Origin of the sequence: Sphingobium sp. AP50, from assembly GCF_900109095.1 — a bacterium.
Taxonomy (GTDB): domain Bacteria; phylum Pseudomonadota; class Alphaproteobacteria; order Sphingomonadales; family Sphingomonadaceae; genus Sphingobium.
In genome coordinates, this window is the sequence record NZ_FNYZ01000006.1 from 13,706 (window position 1) to 28,644 (window position 14,939).

The 14,939-nt window shown below is 63.2% G+C and carries 14 protein-coding genes; 6 read left to right on the plus strand and 8 right to left on the minus strand.

Annotated features, from left to right (window positions below; translation table 11 throughout):
• Positions 1–66: 66 nt before the first annotated feature.
• The gene (locus BMY84_RS11965; RefSeq protein ID WP_093084113.1) at positions 67–1,143 is read left to right on the plus strand and encodes a mechanosensitive ion channel family protein; all 1,077 of its coding nucleotides are present in this window, start codon (positions 67–69) and stop codon (positions 1,141–1,143) included.
• Here BMY84_RS11965 and BMY84_RS11970 read toward each other — a convergent pair.
• Positions 1,115–1,471, minus strand: a complete 357-nt coding sequence (locus BMY84_RS11970) for a PilZ domain-containing protein (RefSeq protein ID WP_093084114.1) — start codon at positions 1,469–1,471, stop codon at positions 1,115–1,117. The two genes, BMY84_RS11965 and BMY84_RS11970, sit on opposite strands and share 29 nt — an antisense overlap.
• A gap of 80 nt (positions 1,472–1,551) precedes the next feature.
• A complete protein-coding gene (tyrS, locus tag BMY84_RS11975; protein WP_093084115.1) occupies positions 1,552–2,769 on the minus strand; it encodes a tyrosine--tRNA ligase in 1,218 nt (405 codons plus the stop codon).
• A 55-nt stretch (positions 2,770–2,824) separates the two neighbouring features.
• On the opposite strand from tyrS, the gene BMY84_RS11980 reads away from it, so the two are divergent.
• Positions 2,825–3,910, plus strand: coding sequence for an anhydro-N-acetylmuramic acid kinase (locus BMY84_RS11980; protein WP_093084389.1), 1,086 nt, complete (start codon positions 2,825–2,827; stop codon positions 3,908–3,910).
• Between the two features lie 118 nt (positions 3,911–4,028).
• On the opposite strand, the gene BMY84_RS11985 is transcribed toward BMY84_RS11980, so the two are convergent.
• The 3 genes from BMY84_RS11985 to BMY84_RS11995 all read right to left on the minus strand — a co-directional run bounded on the left by BMY84_RS11985 (position 4,029) and on the right by BMY84_RS11995 (position 6,333).
• Positions 4,029–4,361, minus strand: coding sequence for a hypothetical protein (locus BMY84_RS11985; RefSeq protein WP_093084117.1), 333 nt, complete (start codon positions 4,359–4,361; stop codon positions 4,029–4,031).
• A gap of 119 nt (positions 4,362–4,480) precedes the next feature.
• On the minus strand, positions 4,481–5,044 hold the full coding sequence (locus BMY84_RS11990) for a hypothetical protein (protein WP_093084118.1): 564 nt from the start codon (positions 5,042–5,044) through the stop codon (positions 4,481–4,483).
• 113 nt (positions 5,045–5,157) lie between these two features.
• Positions 5,158–6,333 carry a vWA domain-containing protein gene (locus BMY84_RS11995; RefSeq protein ID WP_093084120.1) on the minus strand — a complete coding sequence of 392 codons (1,176 nt, stop codon included), beginning with the start codon at positions 6,331–6,333 and terminating at the stop codon, positions 5,158–5,160.
• Between the two features lie 134 nt (positions 6,334–6,467).
• Between BMY84_RS11995 and BMY84_RS12000 the strand changes: the two genes are divergently transcribed.
• Complete coding sequence (locus BMY84_RS12000; RefSeq protein WP_177204004.1) at positions 6,468–7,832, plus strand: methyl-accepting chemotaxis protein; 1,365 nt, start codon at positions 6,468–6,470, stop codon at positions 7,830–7,832.
• Here the strand turns inward: BMY84_RS12000 and BMY84_RS12005 are convergent.
• Positions 7,829–8,677 carry a DUF817 domain-containing protein gene (locus BMY84_RS12005; protein ID WP_093084123.1) on the minus strand — a complete coding sequence of 283 codons (849 nt, stop codon included), beginning with the start codon at positions 8,675–8,677 and terminating at the stop codon, positions 7,829–7,831. The two genes, BMY84_RS12000 and BMY84_RS12005, sit on opposite strands and share 4 nt — an antisense overlap.
• 92 nt (positions 8,678–8,769) lie before the next feature.
• Here BMY84_RS12005 and BMY84_RS12010 point away from each other — a divergent pair, with 92 nt between their 5' ends.
• A complete protein-coding gene (locus BMY84_RS12010) occupies positions 8,770–10,122 on the plus strand; it encodes a glycoside hydrolase family 27 protein (protein WP_093084124.1) in 1,353 nt (450 codons plus the stop codon).
• A gap of 45 nt (positions 10,123–10,167) precedes the next feature.
• On the opposite strand, the gene BMY84_RS12015 is transcribed toward BMY84_RS12010, so the two are convergent.
• Entirely contained in the window at positions 10,168–11,829 is a 1,662-nt protein-coding gene (locus BMY84_RS12015; RefSeq protein WP_093084126.1) for a M28 family metallopeptidase, read from the minus strand.
• Positions 11,830–11,946: 117 nt separating this feature from the next.
• Positions 11,947–12,603: a glutathione S-transferase gene (locus BMY84_RS12020; RefSeq protein WP_093084127.1), complete on the minus strand. Its 657-nt coding sequence runs from the start codon at positions 12,601–12,603 to the stop codon at positions 11,947–11,949.
• 126 nt (positions 12,604–12,729) lie between these two features.
• On the opposite strand from BMY84_RS12020, the gene BMY84_RS12025 reads away from it, so the two are divergent.
• Together BMY84_RS12025 and BMY84_RS12030 are read left to right on the plus strand one after the other, a co-directional pair.
• Entirely contained in the window at positions 12,730–13,953 is a 1,224-nt protein-coding gene (locus tag BMY84_RS12025) for a polyhydroxyalkanoate depolymerase (RefSeq protein ID WP_093084129.1), read from the plus strand.
• 214 nt (positions 13,954–14,167) lie between these two features.
• Positions 14,168–14,902, plus strand: coding sequence for a metallophosphoesterase family protein (locus tag BMY84_RS12030; RefSeq protein WP_093084391.1), 735 nt, complete (start codon positions 14,168–14,170; stop codon positions 14,900–14,902).
• Positions 14,903–14,939 lie beyond the last annotated feature (37 nt).

Consider the following 14,939-nt stretch of genomic DNA (forward strand, 5'->3'; position numbering starts at 1 on the left):
TCTAGCCCTCCCCAAAAACATCTCGCACTTGCGAAACAAAACCGCGCTTGCCCGCGTTGCCCCCGCATGTCCGATATCAGCCTGACCCACATCACGCCGATGGCGGTGATGTCGATCGCCATTTCGGTGGCTGCCGCTTTCCTGATCCACTGGGCGCTCTACTGGATTGCGCTGCGGGTTGCGAAACATTCCCGGATCGAGCCTGTGCTGCTGCCCGCCATCTATCAGCCGACGCGATGGCTGGTGGTGTTGCTGGCGCTGGGCGCTGGCCTCAAGTCCATCGAACTGGGCGATCAGGTCGAGGATATCTGGTCGATCGGGGCGCGGATGGTCTTTGCGCTGCTGGTCGGCTGGCTGATCCTGCGGGTGATGCATGCGGGCAAGGCGATGATGGAGGCGCGGGCCGACATCAGTGTCGAGGATAATCTGAAGGCCCGGCGGCATCGCACCAGGATCAGCATCCTGTATCGCATCTGCCAATGTATCGTCGGCTTTCTGGTGATCGCGATGATGCTGATTGCCATTCCGGGTGTGCGGACGATCGGCGTGTCGCTGATGGCGTCGGCCGGCCTGGCGGCACTAGCGGTGGGTGCGGCGGCGCAGCCTGCGCTCAAAAATCTGATCGCGGGCATCCAGATGGCCTTTTCCGAACCGATCCGGCTGGACGATGTCGTCATCATCGAGGGCGAGTGGGGGCGGATCGAGGAGATCAAGCTGACCTATGTGATCGTGCGCATCTGGGACGATCGACGGATGGTGGTGCCGGTATCCTATTTTCTGGAAAAGCCGTTCCAGAACTGGACCACGAAGACGTCGGACCTGCTGGGCACAGTCTTCTTCCATGTCGATCCAGCCGCCGATGTGGCGCGTATCCGGGCCAAATTTGTCGAGGCGGTGCAGGCCAACAGCCGCTGGGACGGGCGGGTGGCGATATTGCAGGTGACGGAGCATCGGCCCGAGGCGCTGGAACTGCGCGGGCTGCTATCCGCGCGCAATGCGGGTATCGCCTTCGACCTGCGCTGCGAAGTGCGCGAGGTGGTGATGGATTTCCTGCGTACCGACATGCCCGATGCGCTGGTGCGCGTGCGGCAGCGTCTGGAGGCTGGGGAAGGCTTTACCAGGCTGTCCGACGCGGCGGAATGAGGGCCAGCATCGCATCATAGACATGGGGCGTGATGGGCTCGGCAAATTCCATGCCGATGCGGCCATCCTGCACCCAGCGGATATCGGCCGCATAGTCCTGCACGACCGGCAGCCAGATGCTGACCCGTGTGCCGGGCGTCAGCGGCGCGTCGCTGCGGCACATGAGGCCGAGGATGGAGATGTTGATGATCTGCGCGGCGTGGCTGCGATCCTGCGCGGTAATGTGGCTCACCATGTCGACCAGATCGCGGCGTGCGCGGCGCTGTTCGACCGAAGGATCGCGCGAGCGCAGAACATGGCCGAGATTGGCAAAGACCGAGGGGGACATGGCCCCGAGTCTAGAGCGCCGAAGATGGACGCTTTGTTAGGAGGGAGCGTTAATCGGTCGCTAACGCTCCCTTCTAAGGATCAGTCGATGACCAGACCGTGCTTCTTCGCGCCGAAGCTGAGCTTGTCGCCGGGCTTGAGCGTGACGTTGGGATCGGTGACGGTTTCGCCATTCACCTTGATCGCGCCTTCGGTCAGCTTGCGACGCACTTCCTTGTTGGAGGTGGCGAAGCCCAGGCCCGTGGTGGCCTGCACCACGGTCAGGCCTTCGGCGCCCAGACTGACGGTCGGCAGATTGGCGTCCGACGCGCCTTCCTCGAAGGTCAGCCTCGCGGTTTCGGCCGATGCCGTTGCAGCGTCGAGGCCACGGCAGAGCGCGGTGGCTTCATTGGCGAGGATCTTCTTGGCTTCGTTGATCTCCGCGCCTTCCAGCGCAGCGAGACGGGCAACTTCATCCATCGGCAGGTCGGTGAAGAGGCGCAGGCGATTGGCGACGTCGGCGTCGGCGGTGTTCCGCCAGAATTGCCAATAGTCGTAATGCGACAACTGGTCTTCGTTCAGCCAGACGGCGCCGCCCACGGTCTTGCCCATCTTCGTGCCGTCGGCATTGGTGAGCAGGGGCGTGGTGAGGCCGAAGACCTGCTGGCCGTCGACCCGGCGGGCGAGTTCGACGCCGTTGACGATATTGCCCCACTGATCCGATCCGCCCATCTGGAGACGGCAGGCCGAACGGCGCGACAGTTCCAGAAAGTCATAGGCCTGAAGGATCATATAGTTGAATTCGAGGAAGCTGAGCGACTGCTCGCGGTCGAGACGCAGCTTCACCGAATCGAAGCTGAGCATCCGATTGACCGAGAAATGCTGGCCGATGTCGCGCAGGAAGGGGATATATTCCAGCTTGTCGAGCCATTCGGCATTGTCGAGCATGATCGCGTCGCTGGGGCCGTCACCGAAGGTCAGAAAGCGTTCGAACACGCGCTTGATGCTCGCCACATTCTCCTGAATGAGGTCGTGGGTCAGCAGCTTGCGGGCTTCGTCCTTGAAGCTGGGATCGCCGATCTTGCCGGTGCCACCGCCCATCAGGACGATCGGCTTGTGCCCGGCCTTCTGCAACTGGCGCAGCATCATGATCGACACGAGATGACCGACATGCAGCGAGGGCGCCGTCGGATCGAAGCCGATATAGCCTGGCACCACCTGGCTTTTGGCGAGGGTATCGAGCCCTTCCGCATCGGTCAGCTGGTGGATGAAGCCGCGCGCTTCGAGCAGGCGCAGGAGATCGGACTGATAGTTGCTCATGGCGCGCGCCTGTAGCATTGGGACAGCCAGTGTAAAAGAGGTGGAGTTTTCGATCATGTTAGCAATCGGCCTGATGTCCGGCACATCGCGCGACGGGATCGACGCGGCCCTGATCGAGACGGATGGCGAGGGGCAGGTCGAGGCGGTCGCTTTCCATGCCATGGAATATGATGATGGCTTTCGCCTGCGGCTGGCCGAGGCGTGCCAGCGGGCGATGGCGATGGACAAGCCGGGGTTCGAGCCGCTGATCGCATCGGTCGAGGCGGAACTGACCGAACGGCATGTGCAGGCGGTGGCGGACCTGCTGGGGCGCAGCGGGCATATTGCCGAGGATGTGGGCGTGATCGGCTTCCATGGCCATACCGTCGCGCATCGGCCCGAATGGGGATGGACCTGGCAGATTGGCGATGGCGCGGGGCTGGCCGGGGCGTTCGGCATCGATGTGGTGGCGGACCTGCGCAGCGCGGATGTGGCGGCGGGCGGGCAGGGCGCACCGCTGATGCCGGTCTATCATCGCGCGCTGGCCGATGCGCTGGTGAAGCCGGCGGCGATACTCAATCTGGGCGGGGTGGCGAATATCACCTTCATCGGGGCGGACGGAACGCTGATTGCGTTCGACACCGGCATGGCGAGCGGGCTGATCGATAACTGGATGCAGACGCATGGGGATGCGGCCTATGATGCCGGGGGCGCCTGTGCTGCGCGGGGGCAGGTGGATGAAGCGCGGCTGGCGACGATGATGGCCGATCCCTGGTTTGCCGCGCCGCCGCCCAAGAGCATCGACCGCGAGCAGTTCAGTATCGAGGCGGTGCGAGGGCTGTCTCTGGAGGATGGCGCGGCGACGCTGACAGCCTTCACGGCGGCAGCGGTGGCGCGGGGCGTGGACCATTTGCCGGAGCGGCCTGCGCAAATCCATGTCGCGGGCGGCGGTCGGCATAATGGGACGCTGATGGCGATGCTGGCGCAGCGGACCGGCGCGGAAGTGCTGAGCGTCGATCGGCTGGGATGGGATGGCGATGCGCTGGAGGCGCAGGGTTTCGCCTATATGGCTGTGCGGCATCTCAAGGGGCTGCCGATCAGCTTTCCGGGGACGACCGGGGTGCCGGAGGCGATGATGGGCGGCGTGCTGTTCCGCGCTTAACTTCGCATATTTCCCGCAAGTTTCGACATTTTATTGCGCTGGCCTGATCCTATCGGAAAGGCACGAGCGCAGAATAGCAAGGCGGTCCGCCATAGGATAGCGGGCCGCCCTTTCGGCGTTACCAGCGGCGATGCTGGCCATCATGCTTCTGAACCTTAACCCGTGCGCTGAGCGCATCGAAGCGGCGGTCGAGATCGGCGCGTTCGCGGTAGCTGAGGCCACCCGACCGGCGATAGTCGGCTTCGCGGGCGGACAAAGCGCGGAAATCGGAGCGCAGGCGATAGGCCTCATTCCGGTTGAGCGCGCCGGAGCGGATGCCCTGATCGATGCGGGCGTCGATGCGCGCCTGACGGGCATTGATGGTCTGCCAGGGAGCGGCGCTGGCAGCCATCGGCGTGGCAACGGCCAGCGTGGCGGCGGCAGCGGCGACCAGGGTGGTGATCCGGTTCATGGCGACTTCTCCTTCTTACTCTTTCGATGGACCAAGGAGTAAAAGCCGCCTGTCGCAGGATTGTGCCACGGCGGGGGCGATTTTGTCGCGAAATGTATCCTGTTCGAATCAGGCGATATTCAGGGGACGCCGATCACCGCTTCGGGCTGTGCGGGATATTGGCGCAGCAGCGCATTGCACAGGTCGGCTGCGGTAGTGCCGGGGGTTGCGGCCGATCGGACGGTGAGGGCGGTGCCGTGCCAGACGATCTCTTCCGAGCCGCGCTTACGCAATGTCATGTCGAGTTGGGTGCGCTCCAGCGCGACGAGGCGGGATTTACCCGAGGGCATGGGAATGTTGAACGCCGATCCCACGGCACCGGACACGCCGCCCTTTGCGACCTTCGAACCGGAGGTCGCGACCTGTGCCTCTCCGGTTCCGGCTTCGGACGTGGAAACAGCCAGTTGCATCGTGAAGGCGGCATGACCGGCGCCTTCCAACAGGGTGAAGCCCTTGTCCGCCAGAGCGCTGGCGGCGGCGTCGCGGTAAATGTCGGGGGACGGTGCTGATCCGCCGTCGACCGTGGTGGCTTCGACCGACATGGTGCCTTCGACCGGAGGCGTGGCGGCCAGCGCGATAGTCGGCAGGATCAGGGTGATCGCCAGCGTCAGACGCGGGATGATCGTGCCGGCCTGTTTGGCCATAAGTGACAGGCGCGGGCCATGCGGCGCAGTTGTGCGGGAAGACGTGGCGATGCTCCTATGGGCTATGGTGCCAGCGAAGCTAGGCCATCGAGCGGCGTTCAGCCAGCCCCTTACTATCGCTTCCGCGTCAGTTCCCGCATGGCCGCGTCGATGCCTTCGATCGTCAGCGGGTACATGCGGTCGCTGATCAGGTCGCGGATCATCTTCGTCGACTGGCTATAGCCCCAATGGGCCTGGGATGCCGGATTGAGCCAGACGGCGGCAGGATAGGTCTGGAAGGCGCGCTGGAGCCAGACGGCGCCCGCCTCCTCATTCATATGTTCGACCGATCCACCGGGCTGGATGATTTCATAAGGGCTCATGGCGGCGTCGCCGACGAAGATCAGCTTATAGTCATGGCCATATTTGTGGAGGATATCCCAGGTGGGGATACGTTCGGAAAAGCGGCGGCGATTATCCTTCCACACGCCTTCATAAAGGCAGTTATGGAAGTAGAAAAATTCCATATTCTTGAATTCGCCGGTTGCGGCGGAGAAGAGTTCCTCGCACAGCCGGATATAGGGATCCATCGATCCGCCGACGTCGAGGAAAAGCAGCAGCTTGACCGCGTTATGCCGTTCGGGCCGCATGCGGATATCTAGCCAGCCCTGTCGCGCGGTGCCACGGATGGTTTCATCGAGGTCCAGTTCGTCGGCCGCGCCCTCCCGCGCGAAGCGGCGCAGGCGGCGCAGCGCGACCTTGATATTGCGGGTGCCCAGTTCCCGGCTGTTGTCCAGATTGGCGAATTCGCGCTTTTCCCAGACCTTGATCGCGCGCTTGTGACGGCTTTCCCCGCCGATACGGACGCCCTCGGGATTATAGCCGCCATGACCGAAGGGCGAGGTGCCGCCCGTGCCGATCCATTTGTTGCCGCCCTGATGCCGTTCCTTCTGTTCCTCCAGCCGCTTTTTCAGAGTCTCCATAATCTCGTCCCAGTCGCCCAGCGATTTGATCTTCTCCATCTCCTCGGCGCTGAGATATTTTTCGGCGACGAGGCGCAGCCATTCCTCCGGAATGTCCGCCTCCACCCCATCCTGACCGAGTACGCCCTTGAAGACCTTCGCGAAAATCTGGTCGAAACGGTCTAGTAGGGCCTCATCCTTCACATAGGTCGCGCGGGCGAGATAATAGAAATCCTCCGGCCGGCGGGCGATGACGTCCCGGTCGAGCGCTTCGAGCAGCAGAAGATGCTCCTTGATGCTGGCGTTGATGCCGGCGGCGCGGAGCGCGTCGAGGAAGTTGAGCAGCATGGCCCCTTGTCGGACAGGACAGGGCACGGCGCAAGATCGGGTTATTGGCCGAATATTAAGTGTTGCAGTGCAAGGTTAATGCGTCACTATCCAGACATAATCGATTTTGCGGGGCGCAATTGGAAAACGGGGATTTGCTGGCCGATCTGGGAGAGAGGTCCAGCGACATAGCATTGCAGTGCAGCGAGACGGCCGGATTTCTGGGGGAACTTAATCGCCGCATTCAGGGCGATTCGTCGCGTCTGAGCAATTTGCAGAGCAATATGGACATGCTGGTCGCCAGCCAGAGCGAAAGCGTCGCGGCTGCGCAGGAACTGAGCCTGACGGCGCGGCGGGCCGGGCATATCATCGCGGATGGCCATGACGTGATCGGCCTGTCGCTGGGGGAAGTGGCGGGGCTGGTCGAGCATGTCACCGGGCTGGAAGGGCATTTGCGCCGCTTCCTGAAAGTGATCGAGGCGGTTGGCGATATTTCCGAGGATCTGGGCGCGATCGCGCGGCAGACGCGGTTGCTGGGCGTCAACGCTGCGATCGAGGCGGCACGGGGCGGCGCGGCGACCCAGGGCTTTGCGGTGGTGGCTGACGAAATCCGGCGGCTGGCGGGGCAGGCGGGGGAGTCCGCTGCGTCCGTGGGCGACAAGCTGGGGCAACTGGACCGCGATGCACGCGCGCTGATCGGCGGGGTGGAGGCGAATATCGTGCGGGGGCGCGACGTCGGCACGCATATCGACCGATTGCGGCTGAGCATGGCGGAAATCGCGTCGCTGGTGACGCAATTTGGCGAGCGATCCGATGCGATCGTGACCTGCACCGATGCGGCCGATGGCGATGTCTCGGCTCTACGGCAGGGACTGTTCCTGTTCAGCCGCTCCTCCAGCGAAAGCGCGGCGCGGGTGGATGTGGCGCGCGAACAGGTGGAAGGGCTGGAGGGGATGGCCAATGCCATGCTCAACAGTGCCGCCCATGGGCCGCAAAAGACGCGCAACAGCAAATATATCGCCCTGGCCGAAGAGGGCGCGGAGGAAATCGGCGCGCTGATCGAGGCGGCGGTAGCGGAGGGGCGGATCAGCCTGAGCGACCTGTTCGATACCGGCTATCGGCGGATCGACGGATCGGAGCCGGCGCAATATCTCAATGGCTTCACCCATTTTGCCGACGCCACGTTGCAGCCTTTGCTGGACCGGCATACGGCGCAGGACGGGGCGATCATCGGCTGTTGCCTGATCGACATGAATGGCTATCTGCCCACCCATGTCAGCGCGCGCAGCCAGCCGCAGCGGCCCGGCGCGCATGACTGGAACATGGAACATGCCCGCAACCGGCAGATTTTCATGGACGCCCAGACGCGGCGGGCGCTGGATGAGGAGGGGGACTTCTTCCTGTTCACCTATCGGCAGGATCTGGGCGAGGGGCGCTATCGCGCTCTGCGCAGCGTGTTCGTGCCCCTGGTCTTCGCGGGACGGCGCTGGGGGCTATATGAGGTGGGCTATCTGATCTAATCCTTGTCCGTGCGGATGCCGTGGATCAGCGACACGAGTACGAAGGAGATGATCATCAGCAGATACCAGCTTCCCAGCTTGGCGAGGCCGACCATGTGCCATGTGTGTCGCTGATCGGGATAGGTCCAGGCATTGGCGAAGGTGCCGATATTTTCGGCGAACCAGATGAACAGCGCAACGAGAAGGAAGCCGAGCAAGAGCGGCATCCGGCGTGGTTCGCGCCAGGGCGTGAAGGTGATCCAGCTTCGCCCCAGCAGCAGGATCGCCGCTGCGAAGAGCGCCAGGCGGATATCCGGCAGCCAGTGATGGGCGAAGAAATTCACATAGATGAGGCAGGCCAGCAGGACCGTCGTCCAGACCGGCGGATAATGGGTGAAGCGGAAGTCGAAGATGCGCCAGATGCGGGCGATGTAACTGCCAACTGCGGCGTACATGAAGCCGGAGAAGAGCGGTACGGGGCCGATATGGAGCAGGCTGGCCTCCGGATAAAGCCATGATCCGGCCTGTGTCTTGAAGAGTTCCATGATCGTGCCGATCAGGTGGAAGGCGAAGATCACCTTCGCCTCCGCCCAGCTTTCGAGGCGAAAGGCGAGCATGCCGGCCTGAATTGCGAGTGCCGCCAGCGTCAGGAAATCATAGCGATGGAGCGGCGCGCCGGGTGGATAGAAAAGGTGGGTGACGAGCAGCAGCGCCAGCATCAGGCCGCCGAACAGACAGGCCCAGCCCTGTTTGAAGCCGAAGAGCAGAAATTCGAAGGCCCAGGCCGTGGGGCCGGGCGGAATGCGGATAGCTTCGAGATCGGCGCGGATGCGCGCGAAGCGGGTCGCGCCCGGTAGTCGGATCATGGCTATGTCATAGCATCATAATAGCATCATATAAGACTGTGGCGACCTTGATCTTTGCAAGGTCTTGCTATTAACTCCGACAAATGACGAGGATGACATGGAAGGCAAGCCGCCGCGATATGATCGCGGGCGGTGTGGCGGGGCTTGCGGCTGCGGGAGCGGTGCGCGCCGGGGCAACATCGACGGAAGCGGGCAAGGCGCTGTTGGCGCCGCGTCCGCCGATGGGGTGGAATAGCTGGAACAGCTTTGCCACGACGATTACCGAGGCGCAGGCCCGCGAAACCGCCCGGATCATGGCGGATAAGCTGCTGCCCTTTGGCTATGACATCTTCACCGTGGACATTCAGTGGTATGAGCCCGAAGCGTCGAGCTATACCTATAATGCGAAACCCAAGCCCGCGATGGATGGCTATGGCCGGATGATTCCGGCGCCCAATCGCTTCCCCTCCAGCGCCGGCGGCAAGGGGTTCACCCAGTTGGCCAAAGAAGTGCATGCGTTGGGGATGAAATTCGGCATCCATGTGATGCGCGGCATCCCGCGCGCTGCGGTGGAGCAGAATCTTCCCATATTGGGCGCGAACTATCGGGCGGCGGACATTGCCGACCGGACAAGCATCTGTAGCTGGAATCCGGACATGTATGGCGTCGACATGACGCGGCCGGGTGCGCAGGCCTATTATGACAGCATCTTCCGCCTCTATGCCGAATGGGGCGTCGATTTCGTCAAGATGGACGATATGAGCCGGCCCTATGACGCGCATGCGCCGGAGATCGAGGCGGCGCACAAGGCGATCGTTGCGACGGGGCGGCCGATCATCCTGAGCCTGTCGCCGGGTGAAACGCCGGTGATCCGGGGCGATCATGTGCGCAAATATGCGCAGATGTGGCGCATCTCCGACGATTTCTGGGACGACTGGACGATGCTGGAGGCGCAGTTTACCCGGCTGGAGAATTGGACGCCCTATCGCGGGCCGGGATCATGGCCGGATGCGGATATGCTGCCATTGGGGCGGCTGGCGCTTGGCGAGCGGGATACGCGCTTCACGCCGGACGAACAGAAGACGCTGATGACATTGTGGGCGATTGCTCGGTCGCCGCTGATCATGGGGGGTGATTTGCGGCATCTGGACGCGGCGACTTTGGCGCTGCTGACCAATAGAGAGGTGTTGGCGGTCAATCAGGCGAGCCAGGGCAATTGCCCGCATTTCGTGGAAGACGGTGTGCGGATCTGGTCGGCCGTGCCGGAGGATGGGAAGGGGCGCTATATCGCTTTGTTCAACACCGGCGACAAGGCGCGGGAGGTTGGCGTGAAGCTGCGCGATCTGGGGATTGGCGGGTCGGTCGCCGTGCGGGATTTGTGGGAAGGCAAGGCGCTGGGGCCGCAGGCGGAGCGGGTGAGTGCGATGCTGCCGCCGCATGGGGCTGGGCTGTATCGGTTGAGCTAAACCGGGATAAAGCCCCTCCCTTAAAAGGGAGGGGAGTAGAAGGGATTACTTCCGTACCGCCGCGCTCTTGTCGCGGATGGCCTTGAATTCGGAGCCGGCCTTCCATTCGGGCCAGCGGGTCGAGAAGGCGAGGTCGCGGCCGATGTCGTACATCAGGTCCACGTCCTGCGCGGCACCGTCCAGTTTCCATGTGTCGTCGACCGCGTCGCAGGCCTGATGATAGCATTTTCCGGTATAGGCATCGATCCACGCCTGGCCGGCGGCGCGGCCGCCCTCGACCATGTCGGATGCGCCGGCAAGGCCCATCATGAGCAGCACGGGCACGCCGCGCTTGGCCATGGAGAAATGGTCGGCGCGGTAGAAGAGACCGCGTTCGGGCAGGCTTTCCTGCGTGATGACACGGTCCTGCTTTGCCGCGAACCTGGCGAGATCGTCCTCCAGCACATTCTGGCCCTTGCCGATCAGGATCACGTCCTTCGCCTTGCCGGCGGTCTGGAGCACGTCGATGGTGAGGTTGGCGACCGTCTTGTCGAGCGGATAGACCGGGCTCTGGGCATAAAATTCCGATCCTAGCAGGCCGCGTTCTTCGGCCGTCCAGGCGGCGAAGACGATCGAGCGGTCGGGGGCGGGGCCGGTCTTGAACCCGCGGGCGATTTCGAACAGGCCGGCCATGCCGAGCGCGTCGTCATTGGCGCCGGCGCGATAGATGCGGCCCTGCGCGTCGGGTGCGCCCTTGCCATAGGCGTCCCAATGGGCGCCATACATGACCGTTTCGTCCGGCCGCTTGGCGCCGGGGATGCGGGCGAGGACGTTGGCGCTCTTGACGACTTCCTGCGTCACCGGGAAAGCGGCGGAGAAGGTCGCGCCCTTGAGTTCGACCGGCTTGAATTTGGCGGAACGGGCCTGCTTGCGCAGCGCGGCCAGATCCTGACCGGCGCCGGTGAAGAGGGCCTTGGCCGCATCCCCCTCGACCCAGCCCTGTACTTGCAGGCTGGTCAGTTTGTCGGTGGGGCGAACGAGGTCGTAATTTTCGCCGCTCGGGCTGGTGACGACATTCCAGCCATAGCCCGCGCCCGGCGTGTCATGGATGATCAGCGCGCCGATCGCGCCGCGGCGGGCCGCTTCCTCGAACTTGTAGGTCCAGCGGCCATAATAGGTCATGGTCTTGCCGCCGAACTTGCCGAACGGGTCTTCGCCCTTCGCGGCTTCAAAGTCCGGGTCGTTGATCAGGAAGACGGCGATCTTGCCCTTCAGGTCCACGCCCTTGAAATCGTCCCAGCCGCGCTCGGGCGCGGAGACGCCATAGCCGACGAAGACCATGGGCGCGTTGGCGAGCGCGACCTTGTCCTTGGGCTGGAGGGTCGAGAGATAGACCTGCTTGCCGAAGGTCCAGGGGGTGGCAGTACCGTTCTGGGCGACCTGCAACCCTTCGGCCTGGCCGAGGCGGGTGTGGAGCAGCGGCACGGTCTGCACCCACTGGCCGTCCGGGCCGCCCGGCTCCAGCCCCAGTTGCTCGAAGCGGGCGACGAGATAGCCGATCGTGCGTTCTTCGCCGACGGTGCCGGGCGCGCGCCCTTCGAACAGGTCGGATGCCATGGTGCGGACGGACTGTTCAAGTCGCTTCGGATCGGTGGTCTGGGCATGAAGCGCGGGGGCGGTGAGGGCGGCGGTCAGGCCAAGGGCCAAAGCAAGGGTGCGGATTGTCATCCGAACGCCTTACGCCCGGCCCCGCGCAGGGGAAAGAGGGATCGGAGTCTGTTTGAAAAATGCGCGAAAGAGCGCATTTTCGACGGATGCGCCAGAGGCGCATTCCCGAACAAACGCTCAGAATTCGATTTCGAGTTCGGCCATCTCTTCCGGTTCGGCGCGCGCGGCATCGATCCATTCGCGCATCAGCGGCCAGTTGTTGATCGTCTGGCAATAGGCGGCCGAGGTCTGCGTCACCGGGACGGCATAGGTCAGGAAGCGCTGCGCCACCGGGGCGAACATGGCGTCCGCGACAGTTGGCGTATCGCCGAATAGCCAGGGGCCGCCATAGCTGTCCAGACATTCCAGCCAGATGGTTTCGATCCGCTCGATATCCGCTTTCGCACCGGAGAAGATCGGGAAGCGGGCGTGGCGCACCTTCAAATTCATCGGCAGGGCGGACCGCAGATTGGCGAAGCCCGAATGAATTTCGCCCGACACCGACCGGCAATGGGCGCGGGTGATACGGTCGGCCGGATACATGGCGGCCCGCGGATAAAGCTCATGCAGATATTCGGCGATCGCCAGCGTGTCCCAGACGCTCGCCCCTTCATGGGTGAGGCGCGGGACCAGTACGGAAGGGGAGAGGAGGAGCAGTTCGGCCCGGTTCTCGGGATCGTCGAGCGCGACCGGTTTTTCCTCCACCTTCAGCCCCGCAAGGCGGCACAAAAGCCATCCGCGCAGCGACCAGGACGAATAATTCTTACTGGATAGAGTGAGTTCCGCGACAGCCATGGCTACCCTCCCGCTTTAGTCCAACGTCCCATTAATGGTGATGCAGTGCAACACAAAAAGCCTGTATAGCGTTTCAGCAAAATACCGATTCGGTTCGCGCACACAGATCAAGGCTTTTTTGTTATCATGCGTATGCTTTACAGTGGTTATCAGGCCTGGAACGACATGCTGGCTCCCGCTCGTCTGGGCGCGCAATGGGCACTGGGCATGCGGGACAAGATGGGGCCGATGGCCGACTGGGCGATGCCGCGGCGCATGTTCGCGCTGATGGATGTGTTCGAGGGCGCCAAGCTGACCCACAAGCGGCCCGCCTACGCCATTCATACTGTGACCAGCGGCAATGCCGAGGTGTCGGTGCGCGAGGAGATTGCGCTCGACCTGCCGTTCGGCGACCTGCTGCACTTCGTTAAGGATGATGTGGAGGCGCACCAGCCCAAGGTGCTGGTGGTGGCGCCGATGTCCGGGCATTTTTCGACGCTGCTGCGTAGCACCGTGGCGACGCTGCTGCGCGACCATGATGTCTACATCACCGACTGGAAGAATGCGCGCGACGTGCCGCTGGAGGCCGGGCGCTTCGGCTTCGACGACTATGTCGACTATGTGATCCGCTTCCTGCAGGAACTGGGCGAAGGCGCCCATCTGGTGTCGGTATGCCAGCCCTGCGTCCCGGCGCTGGCGGCGGTGGCGCTGATGTCGGAGGACAAGGACAAGGCGACGCCCAAGTCGATGACGCTGATGGGGGGGCCGATCGATCCCAATGCGGCGCCGACCGTGGTTAATGATCTGGCCAATGAAAAATCGATCAAATGGTTCGAGGAGAACCTGATTTCCGTCGTGCCGTTCCGCTATGCCGGGCGCGGGCGCGAAGTCTATCCGGGCTTCCTGCAACTGTCGGCCTTCGTATCGATGAACATGGAGCGCCATGGCGCGACCCATCGCGAGCTTTACCAGTTGCTGGCCGATGGCAAGACGGTCGAGGCGGATCGGATCAAGACTTTCTACGAGGAATATTTCGCGGTTCTGGACATGACCAAGGAATTCTACCTCGAAACCGTGGACATGGTGTTCCAGCGCACCTTGCTGTCCAAGGGCGAACTGACCGTCCGAGGCCGCACGGTCAATCCGGGCGCGATCCGCAAGACGGCGCTGCTGACGGTCGAGGGCGAGAAGGACGATGTCTGCGCCGTTGGCCAGACCTCTGCCGCGCATGGCCTGTGCACTGGGCTGCGCCCGCATCTCAAGCGCCATCACCTTCAGCCGGGAGTCGGCCATTATGGCGTCTTTTCCGGTAGCAAATGGGAAAAGCAGGTCTATCCGCAGGTGCGGAACATGATCCTGGCGATGAACTGATCGGCGGCAATCCGCTGCCAATCAGATCAGGCGCGATAGGAAAGCTACGCCTTAACTTCGCATATTTCCCGCGAAACGTGACATTTTCTGGCGCGTGTAGGAAATCATGTTGCGTGGATAGATAGAGGTGGACGATGGGAAAGAGCCGTTAGGCATTGCCGCTTATCACCCTTTGTAGGACAGGATGGCCGCGGCCGCCCGGCAGGATGATCCGATGCGCATAGCGGTTCTTTCCGACATTCATGGCAATCTTATTGCGTTGAATGCCGTACTGGCGGACGTCGCCGCGCGCGGTGTCGAACGGATCGTCAATCTGGGCGATATCCTGTCGGGGCCGCTCTGGCCCTGCGAGACGGCGGATCGGCTGATGGCATGGGAACTGCCGACGATCCGGGGTAATCATGAGCGGCAATTGCTGACGCAGCATCGGGACAGAATGGGCCTGTCTGATGGCTATGCCGCGTCGGTGCTGGAACCCCGGCATTGCGACTGGATCGCCAGCCTGCCCGATAGCCTGTGGATCGCGCCGGACGTGCTGATGGTCCATGGCGCGCCGGGCGATGACCTGTGTTACTGGCTGGAAAGCCTGGAGGGCGGGCAGGTGTGCGCCGCGACGACGGAAGAGATCGAGGCGCGGGCAGGAGGCGTGGATGCGCCGTTGATCCTGTGCGGCCATACCCATATTCCGCGCGTCCACCGGCGGCCGGGTGGTGGCCTGATCGTCAATCCGGGCAGCGTCGGCCTGCCGGCCTATGGCGACGATCATCCCGTACCGCACAAGGTGGAGACGGGTTCGCCACATGCGCGCTATGCCATCGTCGAACGGATCGGCGATGAATGGCAGGCCGAGTTGATCGCCATCGACTATGATTGGGAGGCGGCGGCGCAGGCAGCGGAGCTGCGCGATCGGCTCGATTGGGCTGTCGCCCTGCGGACAGGCCGCGTCTAAGCGCATTGCGCCGCCGGTCTGGCCGTCTATATCGGCC

Excerpts from the sequence above, each read along its gene's own strand:
- BMY84_RS11965 (WP_093084113.1), top strand. The coding sequence starts at position 67 with ATGTCCGATATCAGCCTGACCCACATCACGCCGATGGCGGTGATGTCG.
- BMY84_RS11970 (WP_093084114.1), bottom strand. The coding sequence starts at position 1,471 with ATGTCCCCCTCGGTCTTTGCCAATCTCGGCCATGTTCTGCGCTCGCGC.
- tyrS (WP_093084115.1), bottom strand. The coding sequence starts at position 2,769 with ATGAGCAACTATCAGTCCGATCTCCTGCGCCTGCTCGAAGCGCGCGGC.
- BMY84_RS11980 (WP_093084389.1), top strand. The coding sequence starts at position 2,825 with ATGTTAGCAATCGGCCTGATGTCCGGCACATCGCGCGACGGGATCGAC.
- BMY84_RS11985 (WP_093084117.1), bottom strand. The coding sequence starts at position 4,361 with ATGAACCGGATCACCACCCTGGTCGCCGCTGCCGCCGCCACGCTGGCC.
- BMY84_RS11990 (WP_093084118.1), bottom strand. The coding sequence starts at position 5,044 with ATGGCCAAACAGGCCGGCACGATCATCCCGCGTCTGACGCTGGCGATC.
- BMY84_RS11995 (WP_093084120.1), bottom strand. The coding sequence starts at position 6,333 with ATGCTGCTCAACTTCCTCGACGCGCTCCGCGCCGCCGGCATCAACGCC.
- BMY84_RS12005 (WP_093084123.1), bottom strand. The coding sequence starts at position 8,677 with ATGATCCGACTACCGGGCGCGACCCGCTTCGCGCGCATCCGCGCCGAT.
- BMY84_RS12010 (WP_093084124.1), top strand. The coding sequence starts at position 8,770 with ATGACATGGAAGGCAAGCCGCCGCGATATGATCGCGGGCGGTGTGGCG.
- BMY84_RS12015 (WP_093084126.1), bottom strand. The coding sequence starts at position 11,829 with ATGACAATCCGCACCCTTGCTTTGGCCCTTGGCCTGACCGCCGCCCTC.
- BMY84_RS12020 (WP_093084127.1), bottom strand. The coding sequence starts at position 12,603 with ATGGCTGTCGCGGAACTCACTCTATCCAGTAAGAATTATTCGTCCTGG.
- BMY84_RS12025 (WP_093084129.1), top strand. The coding sequence starts at position 12,730 with ATGCGTATGCTTTACAGTGGTTATCAGGCCTGGAACGACATGCTGGCT.
- BMY84_RS12030 (WP_093084391.1), top strand. The coding sequence starts at position 14,168 with ATGCGCATAGCGGTTCTTTCCGACATTCATGGCAATCTTATTGCGTTG.